The sequence below is a fragment of the Kitasatospora sp. NPDC001540 genome (assembly GCF_042894345.1).
Lineage (GTDB): Bacteria > Actinomycetota > Actinomycetes > Streptomycetales > Streptomycetaceae > Kitasatospora > Kitasatospora phosalacinea_C.
In genome coordinates, this window is sequence record NZ_JBIAVO010000001.1 from 210,193 (window position 1) to 223,015 (window position 12,823).

Annotated in this window: 17 protein-coding genes; 9 read left to right on the forward strand and 8 right to left on the reverse strand. The window is 75.1% G+C overall.

All coding sequences use genetic code 11. The features are described 5' to 3' along the window. The first annotated feature begins 22 nt into the window (after nt 1-22). Nucleotides 23-259 carry a hypothetical protein gene (locus ACFY00_RS00920; protein ID WP_388025888.1) on the forward strand — a complete coding sequence of 79 codons (237 nt, stop codon included), beginning with the start codon at nt 23-25 and terminating at the stop codon, nt 257-259. A gap of 19 nt (nt 260-278) precedes the next feature. On the opposite strand, the gene ACFY00_RS00925 is transcribed toward ACFY00_RS00920, so the two are convergent. Continuing rightward, complete coding sequence (locus ACFY00_RS00925; protein WP_388025890.1) at nt 279-1,025, reverse strand: SDR family oxidoreductase; 747 nt, start codon at nt 1,023-1,025, stop codon at nt 279-281. 336 nt (nt 1,026-1,361) lie between these two features. Here ACFY00_RS00925 and ACFY00_RS00930 point away from each other — a divergent pair, with 336 nt between their 5' ends. From ACFY00_RS00930 to ACFY00_RS00950, 5 genes are all read left to right on the forward strand, one after another. Next, nucleotides 1,362-2,393, forward strand: coding sequence for an alpha/beta hydrolase (locus ACFY00_RS00930; protein ID WP_388025893.1), 1,032 nt, complete (start codon nt 1,362-1,364; stop codon nt 2,391-2,393). Between the two features lie 154 nt (nt 2,394-2,547). Then, nucleotides 2,548-3,330, forward strand: a complete 783-nt coding sequence (locus ACFY00_RS00935; RefSeq protein ID WP_388025896.1) for a hemerythrin domain-containing protein — start codon at nt 2,548-2,550, stop codon at nt 3,328-3,330. 208 nt (nt 3,331-3,538) lie between these two features. After that, nucleotides 3,539-4,096, forward strand: a complete 558-nt coding sequence (locus ACFY00_RS00940) for a TetR family transcriptional regulator (protein WP_388026558.1) — start codon at nt 3,539-3,541, stop codon at nt 4,094-4,096. Nucleotides 4,097-4,165: 69 nt separating this feature from the next. Beyond that, nucleotides 4,166-4,951: an SDR family NAD(P)-dependent oxidoreductase gene (locus tag ACFY00_RS00945; RefSeq protein WP_388025899.1), complete on the forward strand. Its 786-nt coding sequence runs from the start codon at nt 4,166-4,168 to the stop codon at nt 4,949-4,951. Between the two features lie 59 nt (nt 4,952-5,010). Continuing rightward, nucleotides 5,011-6,051, forward strand: a complete 1,041-nt coding sequence (locus tag ACFY00_RS00950; RefSeq protein ID WP_388025902.1) for an NAD(P)-dependent alcohol dehydrogenase — start codon at nt 5,011-5,013, stop codon at nt 6,049-6,051. Here ACFY00_RS00950 and ACFY00_RS00955 read toward each other — a convergent pair. After that, the gene (locus ACFY00_RS00955; protein ID WP_388025904.1) at nt 6,017-6,286 is read right to left on the reverse strand and encodes a hypothetical protein; all 270 of its coding nucleotides are present in this window, start codon (nt 6,284-6,286) and stop codon (nt 6,017-6,019) included. The two genes, ACFY00_RS00950 and ACFY00_RS00955, sit on opposite strands and share 35 nt — an antisense overlap. Before the next feature lie 71 nt (nt 6,287-6,357). Here ACFY00_RS00955 and ACFY00_RS00960 point away from each other — a divergent pair, with 71 nt between their 5' ends. Beyond that, a complete protein-coding gene (locus ACFY00_RS00960) occupies nt 6,358-6,909 on the forward strand; it encodes a DUF1697 domain-containing protein (RefSeq protein WP_388025907.1) in 552 nt (183 codons plus the stop codon). Nucleotides 6,910-6,930: 21 nt separating this feature from the next. Here ACFY00_RS00960 and ACFY00_RS00965 read toward each other — a convergent pair whose 3' ends face one another. After that, nucleotides 6,931-7,923 carry a helix-turn-helix transcriptional regulator gene (locus ACFY00_RS00965; protein ID WP_388025910.1) on the reverse strand — a complete coding sequence of 331 codons (993 nt, stop codon included), beginning with the start codon at nt 7,921-7,923 and terminating at the stop codon, nt 6,931-6,933. Between the two features lie 94 nt (nt 7,924-8,017). On the opposite strand from ACFY00_RS00965, the gene ACFY00_RS00970 reads away from it, so the two are divergent. After that, the gene (locus tag ACFY00_RS00970; protein WP_388025913.1) at nt 8,018-8,416 is read left to right on the forward strand and encodes a VOC family protein; all 399 of its coding nucleotides are present in this window, start codon (nt 8,018-8,020) and stop codon (nt 8,414-8,416) included. A 7-nt stretch (nt 8,417-8,423) separates the two neighbouring features. Here ACFY00_RS00970 and ACFY00_RS00975 read toward each other — a convergent pair whose 3' ends face one another. From ACFY00_RS00975 to ACFY00_RS00990, 4 genes are all read right to left on the reverse strand, one after another. Then, nucleotides 8,424-9,200 carry a TetR/AcrR family transcriptional regulator gene (locus ACFY00_RS00975; RefSeq protein WP_388025914.1) on the reverse strand — a complete coding sequence of 259 codons (777 nt, stop codon included), beginning with the start codon at nt 9,198-9,200 and terminating at the stop codon, nt 8,424-8,426. Nucleotides 9,201-9,295: 95 nt separating this feature from the next. After that, nucleotides 9,296-9,535, reverse strand: coding sequence for a 4-oxalocrotonate tautomerase family protein (locus ACFY00_RS00980; RefSeq protein ID WP_388025917.1), 240 nt, complete (start codon nt 9,533-9,535; stop codon nt 9,296-9,298). A gap of 63 nt (nt 9,536-9,598) precedes the next feature. Further along, nucleotides 9,599-10,345, reverse strand: coding sequence for an SDR family oxidoreductase (locus ACFY00_RS00985; RefSeq protein WP_388025920.1), 747 nt, complete (start codon nt 10,343-10,345; stop codon nt 9,599-9,601). 115 nt (nt 10,346-10,460) lie between these two features. Next, the gene (locus ACFY00_RS00990; protein ID WP_388025922.1) at nt 10,461-11,003 is read right to left on the reverse strand and encodes a MarR family winged helix-turn-helix transcriptional regulator; all 543 of its coding nucleotides are present in this window, start codon (nt 11,001-11,003) and stop codon (nt 10,461-10,463) included. A gap of 93 nt (nt 11,004-11,096) precedes the next feature. Between ACFY00_RS00990 and ACFY00_RS00995 the strand changes: the two genes are divergently transcribed. Beyond that, complete coding sequence (locus ACFY00_RS00995) at nt 11,097-11,741, forward strand: MBL fold metallo-hydrolase (RefSeq protein WP_388025924.1); 645 nt, start codon at nt 11,097-11,099, stop codon at nt 11,739-11,741. Nucleotides 11,742-11,766: 25 nt separating this feature from the next. On the opposite strand, the gene ACFY00_RS01000 is transcribed toward ACFY00_RS00995, so the two are convergent. Next, a complete protein-coding gene (locus ACFY00_RS01000) occupies nt 11,767-12,735 on the reverse strand; it encodes a DUF1152 domain-containing protein (RefSeq protein ID WP_388025927.1) in 969 nt (322 codons plus the stop codon). Nucleotides 12,736-12,823: the final 88 nt, after the last annotated feature.

Sequence of the window (12,823 nt, forward strand, 5' to 3'; positions counted from 1 at the left end):
CCGCGCTGGAAGCATCGGGCGGGTGAGCACCCCCACCCTCCAGCCCCCCACCCCCGTCCTGGACGTCGAACTCTGCGGCGGCCGCTGGGACGGACACCTCAAGCGGGTCCGCCCCAGCGCGCCGCCGCCGTCGTTGCGGATGGTGCTGCGCGCCGAACTCCCCGACCCGGCGCGCGGCGAGCAGTGGCCCACCACCAGCGTGTACCGCTACGACCCGGACGGGGCGCGGCCGCACTACCGCCACTCGCACGACGAGTGACGGGTCCGGGCCCCGTCGCTCAGCCGCGGCCGACGTACGGCATCGCGGTGGCCATCACGGTGGCGAACTGCACGTTCGCCTCCAGCGGCAGCTCCGCCATGTGCCGCACCGTCCGGGCCACGTCCGCGACGTCCATGGTCGGCTCGGGCGCGATCCGGCCGTCCGCCTGCCGGACCCCGGTGCCCATCGCGGCCGTCATGTCGGTGGCCGCGTTGCCGATGTCGATCTGCCCGCAGGCGATCCGGTGGGGGCGGCCCTCCAGCGACAGGGCGCGGGTCAGGCCGGTGACGGCGTGCTTGGTCGCGGTGTAGGCGATCGCGTGCGGGCGGGGCACGTGGGCGGAGATCGAGCCGTTGTTGACGATCCGTCCGCCCTGCGGGTCCTGCGCCTTCATCCGGCGGAACGCGGCCCGCGCGCACAGGAAGGCGCCGGTCAGGTTGAGGTCGACCACGGCCCGCCAGTCGGCCGCCGCCACCTCCTCGACCGGGGCGGACGGGCCGAACGTCCCGGCGTTGTTGAACAGCAGGTCGATCCGGCCGAAGTGCCCGGCCGCGGCGTCGAACAGCGCCTCCACCTGCTCCTCGTCGGTGACGTCGGCGGGCACCGCCAGCACCCGGTCGGGCCCGAGCCCGGCGGCGGTCTCCGCCAGCGCGCCGGCCCGGCGCCCGGCCAGCACCAGCCGCCAGCCGGACGAGGCGAGTTCGCGGGCCACGGCGCGGCCGACGCCGCTGCCCGCACCGGTGATGACGGCAACCTGCTGGGACACGCGCACACTCCTCGGGGTGGTTCACGGACGCGAACCCCATGATCGCGGGGGCGGGGCGCCGCGTCAGCCGGAGGAACGTCCAATCCCGTCGCCGGGGCGTCCGGGCCCCCGCCGACCGGCGGGAACCACCCCCGCCGACCGGCGGGTCGTGGGTGTTGCCGCAACCGGGCCGGGGGGCGGCACGTCATAGGATCACGGGAGGCCCGGACCGGCGCAGCGCGCGCGGCCGGGGCCGCACCCCGGGGCGGCCGGTGGCAGTGTCGCGGCGTCCCCGGCCCTCACTGACCAGGGCCCGCACCCGGCTGCCGGGTCGGCCCCCCGCCCGGAGAGACCACCGTGCTGCCGCAGCCCCGCCCCGCCGTCCGCCGCTCCGCGGCGGCCGTCGCCCTGCTCGCCCTCGCCGTCCCGCTCACCGCCTGCGGCGGCTCCGGCGGCGGCGCGTCCGACGCCCGGGCGGCGATCTCCGCCGACCGGAGCCCGGCCGCGTCCGCCGCGCCGGCGAGCAGCAGCCCGCCGCCGAAGCCGTCCAAGGTGCTGATGCCGACCGGCCCGGCCGCCCAGTTCTCGAAGGTCCGCGACACCAAGGCCGGTCCGATCCTGATGACCACCCTGACCGGTGCCAAGTCCGGGGTCAGCGGGAAGGTCTGGGTCTGGCTGCCCCCGCAGTACGACGACCCGAAGTACGCGAAGACCGGCTTCCCGGTGCTGACCCTGTACGCGGGCGGGCAGAGCGCGGGCTACAACACCTGGACGGACAACCAGCTGCCGATCCAGGAGATCGACCAGGAGATGGCCGCCCAGGGCAAGGCTCACCCGTTCATCATGATCATGCCGGTGCAGAACCTGGACCCCAACGAGTCCAGGGCGCTGGAGTGCGCGGACATCCCCGGCCAGCCGAAGATCGGCACCTGGATGGCCGAGGACATCCCGGACTTCGTCCGCGCCAACTTCCGCACCGTCAAGGGCCGGGACGGCTGGGCCGTGATGGGCGCCTCCACCGGCGCGTTCTGCAGCGCCAAGCTCGCCCTGCAGCACCCCGACGTGTTCAGGGCCGCGGTGCCGATCGACGGCTACTGGAACCCGGACTCGCCGCTCTGGAAGGGCCACGAGCAGGAGCGGCTGGCCAACAGCCCCGACCAGTTGGTCGGGGCGGGCACCGCGGACGTGCGGATGCTGGCCACCGCGGGCGGCGCCAACGCGTACGAGACCACCCTGGTGAAGAAGTGGGTGGCCAAGGCCAAGGCGCCCACCACCGTCGAGTACTACGAGCAGCCCGGCGGCAAGCACCTCACCTCGGACTTCAAGAAGATGATCCCCACCACGCTGGAGTGGCTGACCGCCAACACCGCCGGGCCGGAGGCCGACTGACCGCGAGCCGTCCTGACCTGCACATCAATCGGTCGTTGATTCGGCCCTGATGCAGTGGGGACACCTTGGAGCCGTGGACCGGAGAACTGGACCGGGGTTTCGCCGCACCGCGGCCCCCGCTCCGGCCCGCCCAGACCGTCGTGAAGAGAGCGCCATGCCCCGTCACCTGCTGCCCGTCGGCCCCGCGACCACCCCCGCCCAGCGCGGGGACGGCACTGCCGCCCGGCAGGGCGGGGCGCCCGCCCCCGCCCCGGCGCCCGCTCCCGGCCGCGTCCCGGCCGCGGTCGAGCCGCTCCCGTTCGCCGGGCTCACGCTGGTGCACGCCGCCGTCCGCCGCGACCTCGCCCGCATCCCGCAGGCGCTGCGCCTGCTCCAGCCCGAGGACGCCGAGACGGCCGGGGCGCTCAAGCGGCACTGGGACTTCGTCACCGCCATGGTCACCTGCCACCACGAGCAGCAGGACACCCGGCTGTGGCCGGTGCTGCGCCGCTTCGCCCCCGAGCTGCGGCTGCTGCTCAACTGGCTGGAGTCCGACCACCACAACCTCGACCAGTGCTTCACCCGCACCACCACCCTGGTCGGCATCGCCACCCGCGACCCGGCCAGCGCCTGGTCGGTCTCCTACGCGGTCGAGGAGCTGGCCGCCCGGGTGGAGACCCACCTGCGGATCGAGGAGCGCCAGCTGCTGCCCCGGATGGCGGGCGTCTTCCCGTCCGGCTCCCGGATCGGCACCCTGCCCGAGCTGCTCGACCTGCTCCGCTTCGCCGACGGCCCGTCCGCTTCCGACGCCCTGGTCTGGCTGCTGGAGGGCGTCGACCCGGCCCAGGTCGACCGGCTGCTCGCCGACTGCGACGACGAGACGGCGCGCCACTGGCCGCACTGGCGCGATACCTACGCCCGCTGCACCGACCGGCTGTGGGGGCCGTCCGGGCAGTGACCCGGGCCCCGGAGGCGTCCGGGGCGTGAGCAGCGCGCCCCGGGCGAGGTGTCCCGGCGGGACTGATGTCCCGCCGGGACATTTTCGGTAGTACGGTGGGGGCATGAGCAGCGAGCAGCCCGCACCCGCCGACGGAGGCGGAGCCGGCGCCCCCGCGTCCGGAGAGGCCGGACGGCGCGAGCGCAAGGCCCGCCGCACCCGCGAGGCGATGGCCGCCGCCGCACTGCGCCTCACCCTGGAACACGGCCTCGCCGCCCTCGCCGTCGAGGACGTCACCGACGCCGCCGACGTCTCCCGGCGCACCTTCAGCCGCCACTTCGCCTCCCGCGAGGACGCCGTGCTGGACTGCCTGCGCGCCGACTTCACCCGGATCAACGCGGCGCTCGCCGCCCGCCCCGCCGCCGAGGCGCCGGTCGCCGCCTACCGCGCCGCCGTCACCGCCTGGCTGCACGACCCCGACCCCGAGCACCCCGCCTGGCACCGCCGTCCCGGCATGCGCGACCTGTTCGTGCTGATCGACGAGGAACCCGCGCTGACCGCCGCGTTCCGGCGGATCTCGGTCGCCGAGGAGGAGCGCTCGATCCGGCTGGTCGCCGCCCGGCTCGGCCTGCACCCGGAGACCGACCTGCGGCCCGCCGTCGCCGTCGGCCTCGGCGTCGCCGCCCTGCACGCCGCCACCCGCACCTGGGTGCGCGACCCCGCGGGCGACCTGCCCACCCTGCTCGACCGCGCCTTCGACCTGGCGGCGGCCGAACCCCCGAGCTGACCACCCGTCGGCCGGGAACAGCACCGACCGCGCCCACCCCCGCGCGGCGCACGAGAGGAAGCACCACCCATGACCACCCAGGAGCCCGCCGCCCAGCAGCCCCTCGACCGGGAGTTCGCCGGCCGCACCGCCCTCGTCACCGGAGGCGCCTCCGGCATCGGGCTGGCGGTCGCCACCCTGCTCGCCGCCCGCGGCGCGGACGTCGCGATCGCCGACCACGACCTGGACGGCGCCCGCGCGGCCGCCGCCGCCATCGGGGCCACCGGCGCGAAGGCGCTCGCCGTGCAGGTCGACGTCACCGACCCGGACTCGGTGCGGGCCGCCGTCCGGGCCACCGTCGAGGGCCTCGGACCGCTCCGCCTGGCCGTCAACAACGCCGGCATCGGCGGGCCGTCCGCCCCCACCGGCGAGTACGACCCCGAGGCGTGGCGCCGGGTGCTGGCCACCAACCTGGACGGCGTCTTCTACTCGCTGCGCCACGAACTGCCGGAGATCCTGGCCGCGGGCGGCGGCGCGATCGTCAACATGGCCTCCATCCTCGGCACCAACGGCTTCGCCGGATCGCCCGCGTACGTCGCCGCCAAGCACGGCGTGGTCGGGCTGACCAAGACCACCGCCATCGAGTACGCCGCGCAGGGCGTGCGGGTCAACGCGGTCGGCCCCGGCTTCATCGACACCCCGCTGCTCAAGGGCGCCGACCCGGCCGGACGCGAACTGCTGGTCTCGCTGCACCCCGCCGGGCGCCTCGGCCGCGCCGAGGAGGTCGCCGAGCTGACCGCCTTCCTGCTGTCGGACCGGGCGTCCTTCGTCACCGGCAGCTACCACCTGGTCGACGGCGGCTACGCCGCCCGCTGAGCCGAAACGATTCCGGGGGGCCGTCCGCGGGGGGATCCGCGCGAAGGAGCGTCGAAACCATGAAGGCAGTCCAGTACCGCACCGTCGGCGGCCACCCCGAGGTGGTCACCGTCCCCGATCCCGAGCCCGGCCCCGGGCAGGTCCTGCTGAAGGTCACCGCCGCGGGCGTCTGCCACTCCGACATCGCCGTGATGAGCTGGCCGGCCGAGCAGCTCCCGTTCCCGCTGCCGCTGACCCTCGGCCACGAGGGCGTCGGCACCGTCGCCGCGCTCGGCGCGGGCGTCACCGGCCTCACCGAGGGAGAGTCGGTCGCGGTCTACGGCCCGTGGGGCTGCGGCAGTTGCGCCAAGTGCGCGGAGGGCAAGGAGAACTACTGCCTGCGCGCGGGCAGCCTCGGCATCATGCCGCCCGGGCTGGGCGCGCCCGGCGCGATGGCCGAGTACATGGTCGTCGACGACCCGCGGCACCTCGTCCCGCTCGGCGACCTCGACCCGGTGCGCACCGTCCCGCTCACCGACGCCGGGCTGACGCCGTACCACGCGATCAAGCGCTCGCTGCCCAAGCTCGTCCCCGGCTCCACCGCGGTCGTCATCGGCACCGGCGGCCTCGGGCACGTCGCGATCCAGCTGCTGCGGACGATGACCGCGGCCCGGGTGGTCGCGCTCGACGTCACCGAGGAGAAGCTCGCCCTGGCCCGGACGGTCGGCGCGCACGAGGCGGTGCTCTCGGACGGCGCGGCGGCCGGGAAGGTGCGCGAACTCACCGCCGGGCTGGGCGCGCAGGCCGTCCTCGACTTCGTCGGCGCCCCGCCCACCACCGCCCTGGCCGGACAGCTCGTCGCCGTCGAGGGCGACGTCACCGTGGTCGGCATCGGCGGCGGCACCCTGGCGGTCGGCTTCGGCGTCCTGCCGTACGAGGTCTCCGTCACCTCCCCGTACTGGGGCAGCCGCTCCGAGCTGATCGAGGTCCTCGACCTGGCCCGGGCGGGCGCGGTCGACGTGCACGTCGAGACGTACGGCCTCGACGAGGCGCCGCTCGCCTACGAGCGCCTGCACGCGGGCAAGGTCAACGGCCGGGCGGTGATCCTGCCCAACGGCTGAGGCGCGGCGGTCGGCGGCGGCCCCCGTCCACCCGCAGGTCGGCCGCCTTGACCGCGCCGGCCATCGACCCGAGGAACAGCTCGCCGCCGCGGAAGTCGACCTCGGTGCCGCTCACCCGCGGCGAGCCGTCCCGCTTCAGGGTGGCGAGGACGTGGTGCCGGTGCGCCGTGAAACGGGCCCGGATCCGCGGGGCGAGGTCGGGGGCCTGCTGCTCGAACTCCTGCCAGGTCGTCATGGCGCGGAGCGTAGGCGGCGGGTCCGACGGAATCCCGGGCGCTGTCGGCGGTGCGTCCTACACTCGGCCGGATGGAGACCTACATCGCCTTCCTGCGGGCGGTCAACGTCGGCGGCCGCACCGTGAAGATGGACCGGTTGCGGGAGCTGTTCACCGGCCTCGGGCTGCAGGGGGTGCGGACGTACATCCAGAGCGGGAACGTGTTCTTCCGCACCGCGGAGACCGACCGGGCGGCGCTGACCGCCCGGATCGAGGCCGGGCTGGAGGCCGGGCTCGGGTACCCGGTCCCGGTGCTGCTGCGGACGGTCGAGGAGGTCGAGGCGCTGCTCGCGCTGGAGCCGTTCGCGGCGGTGGAGCCCGCCGAGGACAAGCGGCTGTGCGTGCTGTTCCTGTCCGAGCCGCTGCCGGAGGAGATCCGGGCCGCGCTGCCGGTCGCCTCGCCGAAGGGCGACTGGGAGATGATCGGCGCCACCGCCGACGCGGCGTTCGTGGTGATGTACGTGCGCAACGGCCGGTTGAGCGGCAACCCGGCCACCGCGTTCCCCAAGTCGTACCGGGGGCACGCCACTTCGCGCTTCTTCCACACCACCGGGAAGATCGTCGCGGCGGCCCGCAAGGGCTGAGGACGGAGGCGGGCGCGGCCTTCAACTGCCGTCGCTGCGGGCCGATTCGGCGAGCCGCTCGGCCAAGGCCAGCACCAGGGCCCGGAGTTCGGTGGGGCGGACGATGCTGAACGGTCGGTCGAGGGCGGCCAACGTGCCCGGCAGCCAGTCGAGTTCGGCGACCCGCAGGTCGACCTCCGACCAGCCCGCGGCGTCCGGCTCCGCGACCAGGGCCAGACCGGCCGGGAAGTGCGCCCGGATCCGGGCGGCGTCGGCCCGGATCCGCAGCCGGACGTGGTGGCGGTGCGGGGCGGTGGCCAGGGCGTGCAGCACGCGCTCGGCCGGGGGCGGGCCGGGTGGCGGGGGGAAGGTGCCGGGCAGCGGGCGGGGCGCGGCCAGCCGGTCGAGCCGGAACAGGCGCTCGGCGTCGGCACCGGTGTCCCGTCCGGTCAGGTACCAGCGGCCCGCGTGCAGCACCAATCCGTGCGGCTGGACGGTTCGTTCGCCGCTGCGGCCGTCCGCGGAGGTGTAGTGGAAGGCGAGCGGGCGGCGGTGGCGCACCGCGTCGGCGACGGTCAGCAGCGCCTCCGGGTCGGGGGCGGGGGGCGTGGGCACGGGGACGGGCGCTGGTGCGGGCCGGGTGGTGAAGGCGAGTGCCTCGCGCAGGGCGTCCAGGCGGTGGGCGAGTCGGCGGGGCAGCACCCGGCGGATCTTCGCGGCGGCCGTCTCGCCCGCCGCGGCGGGGGCGGTGGACAGCCCGGCCCGCTCCGCGGCGGCCAGGCCGAACAGGACGGCCAGCGCCTCCTCGTCGGTGAGCATCAGCGGCGGCATCCGGTGCCCGGGCGCGAGCCGGTAGCCGCCGTAGCGACCGCGCACCGACTCCACCGGCAGGTCGAGGTCGACCAGTTGGGCGACGTACCGGCGCACGGTGCGCTCGTCCACCTCCAGCCGTTCGGCCAGCTCCGCGACGGTGCGGACGCCGCCGGACTGCAGCAGCTCCAGCAGGGTGAGGACGCGGGCCAGGGGACGGGTCATGCCGTCGATCCTCCCTCCGAAAGCGGGCGGATTCCGCCCGGTATCCCCCCTAGCCTCGGGCCGACCGCACCGGAACACCGCAGGGGAGCCCCGCATGCACCTCGTCTCCGTCCGTCTGATCACCGCCGACGTCGACCGCCTGGTCGCGTTCTACGAGCGGGCCACCGGCCTGACCGCCGTCCGGGCCACCCCGGACTTCGCCGAACTGCGCACCCCGGGCGGGACGTTGGCGATCGGCAGCGTCCGCACCGTGCCGCTGTTCGCGCCGGGCTCGGCCGAGCCGGCCGCCAACCGCAGCGCGATCGTCGAGTTCCTGGTCGAGGACGTCGACCTGCTGCACCGCCGACTCGCCGACGGCGGAGCGGAGTTCGTCAGCGGGCCGGTGACCCTCCCGTGGGGCAACCGCTCGCTGCTGCTCCGCGACCCGGACGGCACCCTGGTCAACTTCTTCACGCCGGTGACGCCGGAGGCCCGGGCCCGGCAGGGGTTCTGACGGAACGTCAGCTGCGGGCGGGGTCGTCCTGTTGCCGGAGGCCGTCCTGCCGGAGGCCGTCCTGCTGCTGGAGGGTGCGCAGCCACACCAGCAGCAGGGCGGTCTCCGCCTCGCCCAGCGGGCCGGACCGCTGCCTCAGCTGGGCCTCCAACTGGCGGGCCGCCCCGGCGAGGCGGTCCCCCGCGGGGGCGGCCGCGGCGGCCGACTCGTCCAGGCAGGAGGCGAAGACCGCGTCCCGGACCCGGGTCGGCAGGGCGGGGTCGGCGAAGCGCTCCGGCTGGGAGAGCAGGCTGAGGGTGACGCCGACGTTGGCCGCCAGGATCGCCTGCGCGGCCTCCTCGGCGGGGATCCGCAGCGCGCCGACCGCCGCGCACCGCTCCAGGGTCCGCTTGAGCAGGTCGAAGATCCGGGCGGCGGTCTCCGGCACCTCGGGCAGCACGGGGGAGAACATCAGCCGGTACAGCGCCCGGTTGGAGAGCGCGAAGTCCACGTGGTCGTCCCAGCCCGCGCGCAGGTCGGCGACCGGGTCGTCGGTGACGGCGAGGCCCTGCTTGCGGCCGATGTAGCGCTCGAAGCCGTGCGCGACCAGCGCGGTCAGCAGGCCGTTCTTGTCGCCGAACAGGCGGTACAGGACGGGCTGCTTGACGCCGACGGCCTCGCACACGGCGCGGGTCGAGACGTCGTTGTCGGGGGACTCCGCGAGCAGATCCTCGGCGGCCTCGAGCATCCGGGAGCGCAGGTCGCCCGTCCCCCGGGGGGTGGTGCCGGTGGTGGCGTCGCTCATGGCCTGTCCCTTGCCCGTTCTCGGTCCCGTGCTGCCCGGCCAGCGTAGTGGAGGCCGGTGCCGCTCCGAGTCGGTGCCGCTCGGAGTCGGTGCCGCTACTCGGCGGGGGCGGGGGCGGGTTCGGTGCCGTCGGTGCCGTTGATCATGGCGGCGGTCAGGACGTGGCCGCCGATGCCCCAGCCGCCGTCGGCGACCTCCTCGACCAGGACCATGGTGTTCTGCCGGGCGCGCTCGCCGTAGACCTCGGCGTACAGGTCGGTGGTGCGGTCGACGATCAGCTGCTTCTGGGCCGGGGTCAGGGTGCCGGCGGGAACCTTGAAGTTGGCGAAGGGCACGGTGTTCTCCTCGGGTGGGTGGAACGGAGTGGGTGGGTCGGGGTGGGGCCGGGCGGGTCCGAGTCAGACGATGCCGCCGTTGCTGCGGATGTTCTGGCCGTTGATCCAGCGGCCGGCCGGGCCCGCCAGGAAGGCGGCGAGTTCGGCGATGTCCTCGGGGGTGCCGAGGCGTTCCAGCGGGGGCTGGGCGGCCAGCCGGTCGACGGCGGCCTGGTCCTTGCCCTCCAGGAACATCGGGGTGGCGGTGGGGCCGGGGGCGATGGTGTTGACGGTGACGTCCCGGCCGCGCAGTTCGCGGGCCAGCACCAGGGTCAGCGCCTCGACCGCGCCCTTGCTGGCCGCGTAGGCGCCGTAGTTCGGGAACTGGAGCCCGACCACCGAGGTGGAGAAGTTGATCAGCGCCCCGCCCCGGCGCAGCCGCCGGGCGGCCTGCTGGGCGACCACGAAGGTGCCGCGGACGTTGACCCGCTGCACCTCGTCGAAGTCGGCCAGGTCGAGTTCGGCGACGGGCGCCAGGCGCATGACGCCCGCGGTGTGGACGACCACGTCCAGCCCGCCGAACTCGGTCTCGACCAGGTCGAACGCGGCGGCCATCTCCCGTTCGTCCGCGACGTCGCCGCCGACCGCCAGCGCCCGGCCGCCGTTGCCGACGACCTCCGCGACCAGGGCCTCGGCCCGGTCCTTGCGGCCGGAGTAGTGGACGGCGACGGGGTACCCGGCGGCGGCGAGCTGCCGGACGACGGCGCGGCCGATGCCGCCGGAGCCGCCGGTGACCAGGGCGACCCGGGGTTGCGTGTCGGTGACGGACATGGCGGAACCTCTTTCGTATCGACGATCTCGCGCTGTCGGTATCAACGATAACAGAAGATTGGATCGTTGATACGGATCTGCTGTTATCGGCGAAACGAAGATGCTGGGCGGCGATTCACCAGGCCCCGCTGATCGGCCCCCGCCCGCCGCCCGCCGCGCCCCGCCCCCCGCCCGCCGCGCCCAGTTCGGCCGCGATCCGGTCCAGCAGGGGGAGCGCCCGGGCCAGCAGGAGCTGCTCGGACTCGTCCAGGCTCCCGCCGACCGCGCGGGCGAGCAGGCCGACCCGCTGCTGCCGGTCGGCCTCGATCGCGCGCCGGCCCTGCGGGGTCAGGGCCAGCACCTTCTTGCGGGCGTCGTCCGGGTGCGGTCCGGCGGTCAGGTGGCCGGCCTCGGTGAGCTCCTTGACCGTGGCGGCCATGGTCTGGTGGCGCACGCCCCGGCTGGTGGCGAGCTCCGCGGTGGTCATCGGGCCCTGCCGGTCGAGCAGGTCCAGCACCGTCGCCGGGATGGGGGCGAGCAGGTCGAAGGGGCGACCGGCGCGCACCAGGCCGCCGATCGCCGTCCGCAGCGCGGCCGCCAACTGCTCGGCCGCGGGCGGTTCGGCGGGCGTCCGGGCGGGCGGCTCGGCTGCGGTCGGCTCAGGGGAGGGGTGCGTCATGGGGTCACGCTACCAGTTGCACAGTTCTAACTGTACAGTCCAGACTGCACAGTCTCCCCTGCGTATCTCCCCGGCCCCTTGGAAGGACCCCCGATGCGGCTGACCAAGCACGCCCACGCCTGCGTGACGCTCACCAAGGACGGCGCCCGGATCGCCGTCGACCCCGGCACCTTCACGCCCGACGCCGCCCAGGTGGTGGCCGGGGCGGCGGCGGTGCTGATCACCCACGAGCACTTCGACCACTTCGACGAGGAGCTGATCGCCGCCGCCCTGGCGGCCCGGCCCGAGCTGCGGGTCTACGGCCCGGAGTCGGTGGTCGGACGGTGGACCGCGGCCCGGCGCGGGCAGGTGACGGCCGTCGCCGCCGGGGACGCGTTCGCCGTCGAGGGCTTCGAGGTGACCGTCCACGGCGAACTGCACGCCGCCATCCACCGCGACGTCCCGCGCGTCGCCAACGTCGGCTACCTGGTCGACGGGCGGGTCTACCACCCGGGCGACGCCTACCACGTGCCGGACGCCCCGGTCGGCACGCTGTTGCTGCCCGCCGCCGGGCCGTGGACCAGGACCGGCGAGGCCGTCGACTACGTCCGGGAGGTGGCGCCCGGGCGGTTGGTGCAGATCCACGAGGCGATGCTCAGCGAGATCGGCCAGCTGTCGATGGCCCGCATACTGAGCCCCGCGATGCTCACCGACGTCCCGCTGGAGATCGTGCCGCCCGGTGACGGCGTCGAGGTGTGAGGCGAGGCGTTCTGCCCCCCAGCGGTCAGTGCGGGTAGGGGCGGGCCGGGCGCCGTCGGGGCAGCTCCTCGCGGAAGTCGGCGATCACGGAGGCGATCTCGCGGGTCGTGGTGGTGCCCTCCAGCCGGTCCAGGTAGAGGTGGTGGGCGGCGAGGGCCTCGACCGTGACGCCGAAGTACAGCGTCATCAACGGGTTGACGAACAGCGTGCTGTCGCCGGTGCGCTCGCCGAGGCGGACGTCGCCGAACTCGCCGCGCAGCGCCGCCGCGACCGAGCCGTGGACGATGCTGGCGCGTTCGGGGCAGTCGTCCCGGGCGTGTGCGACGGCGTCCAGGTAGAGCGCGGCCTCGGCGGAGTCGGCGGGGACGGAGAAGGCGCCGAGGTAGCCGCCCGCGCGCTGGAGCGCGGCGAGGTTCTCCAGCACCAGGCCGTGGCTGACGCCGTGGTGGGCGTCGATGCCGAACCCGAGGCAGGCGACCAGGCGTTGGGGCACGTTCCGGAGTCCGGCGACCGCGGCGAGGGAGGCCATGTCCTCCTCGGGGGTGCCGAGTCCGGCCTCGTCGCCGCGCATCAGGATGTCGGTGCCGCCGTCGACCAGCAGGATCGCGTCCACGCCGAGCCGCCGCACCAGCGCCCGGTACGCGGCCCGCAGCGGTTTCACTCCCGTCGAGGCGAACGCCCATACCGTGTCCGGCAGTTGGTGGTCGCGCAGCCAGCGGGCCAGCGAGTGTTCGGGGAAGCCGGGTTCGGCGGCGCGGGTGTCGGGGGTGATCCGGGCCAGGTGCGGCCCCTCCCAGGCCCTGCCGTCCAGGCCGTGCAGGTGGGTGAACGACAGGTTCGCCAGGTGCACTTCGCGCCCCGCGGCGCGCAGGGCGAGCGCGATCGGCAGCCCCGCGTACACGTCGTGGCCGCCGCCCGCACCGGCGACCAGGATCCGTTCCGCGGCCAGCAGCCGGGTGAGCAGGGGAGGTTGGAGGAAACCGTTGGTGGTCATCGGGGCCGGACGGTAGCAGCCGGAGCCGGGCGGACGGCAGCGGTTTTCCGGCGGACCCCGGCGCGAAGGCGCCCCGGCGCGCCGAGGC

Bases quoted from the DNA above. Each gene is read 5' to 3' on its own strand.
- ACFY00_RS00935 (WP_388025896.1), top strand. From the start codon at position 2,548: ATGCCCCGTCACCTGCTGCCCGTCGGCCCCGCGACCACCCCCGCCCAG.
- ACFY00_RS00940 (WP_388026558.1), top strand. From the start codon at position 3,539: ATGGCCGCCGCCGCACTGCGCCTCACCCTGGAACACGGCCTCGCCGCC.
- ACFY00_RS00945 (WP_388025899.1), top strand. From the start codon at position 4,166: ATGACCACCCAGGAGCCCGCCGCCCAGCAGCCCCTCGACCGGGAGTTC.
- ACFY00_RS00950 (WP_388025902.1), top strand. From the start codon at position 5,011: ATGAAGGCAGTCCAGTACCGCACCGTCGGCGGCCACCCCGAGGTGGTC.
- ACFY00_RS00955 (WP_388025904.1), bottom strand. From the start codon at position 6,286: ATGACGACCTGGCAGGAGTTCGAGCAGCAGGCCCCCGACCTCGCCCCG.
- ACFY00_RS00960 (WP_388025907.1), top strand. From the start codon at position 6,358: ATGGAGACCTACATCGCCTTCCTGCGGGCGGTCAACGTCGGCGGCCGC.
- ACFY00_RS00965 (WP_388025910.1), bottom strand. From the start codon at position 7,923: ATGACCCGTCCCCTGGCCCGCGTCCTCACCCTGCTGGAGCTGCTGCAG.
- ACFY00_RS00970 (WP_388025913.1), top strand. From the start codon at position 8,018: ATGCACCTCGTCTCCGTCCGTCTGATCACCGCCGACGTCGACCGCCTG.
- ACFY00_RS00975 (WP_388025914.1), bottom strand. From the start codon at position 9,200: ATGAGCGACGCCACCACCGGCACCACCCCCCGGGGGACGGGCGACCTG.
- ACFY00_RS00985 (WP_388025920.1), bottom strand. From the start codon at position 10,345: ATGTCCGTCACCGACACGCAACCCCGGGTCGCCCTGGTCACCGGCGGC.
- ACFY00_RS00990 (WP_388025922.1), bottom strand. From the start codon at position 11,003: ATGACGCACCCCTCCCCTGAGCCGACCGCAGCCGAGCCGCCCGCCCGG.
- ACFY00_RS00995 (WP_388025924.1), top strand. From the start codon at position 11,097: ATGCGGCTGACCAAGCACGCCCACGCCTGCGTGACGCTCACCAAGGAC.
- ACFY00_RS01000 (WP_388025927.1), bottom strand. From the start codon at position 12,735: ATGACCACCAACGGTTTCCTCCAACCTCCCCTGCTCACCCGGCTGCTG.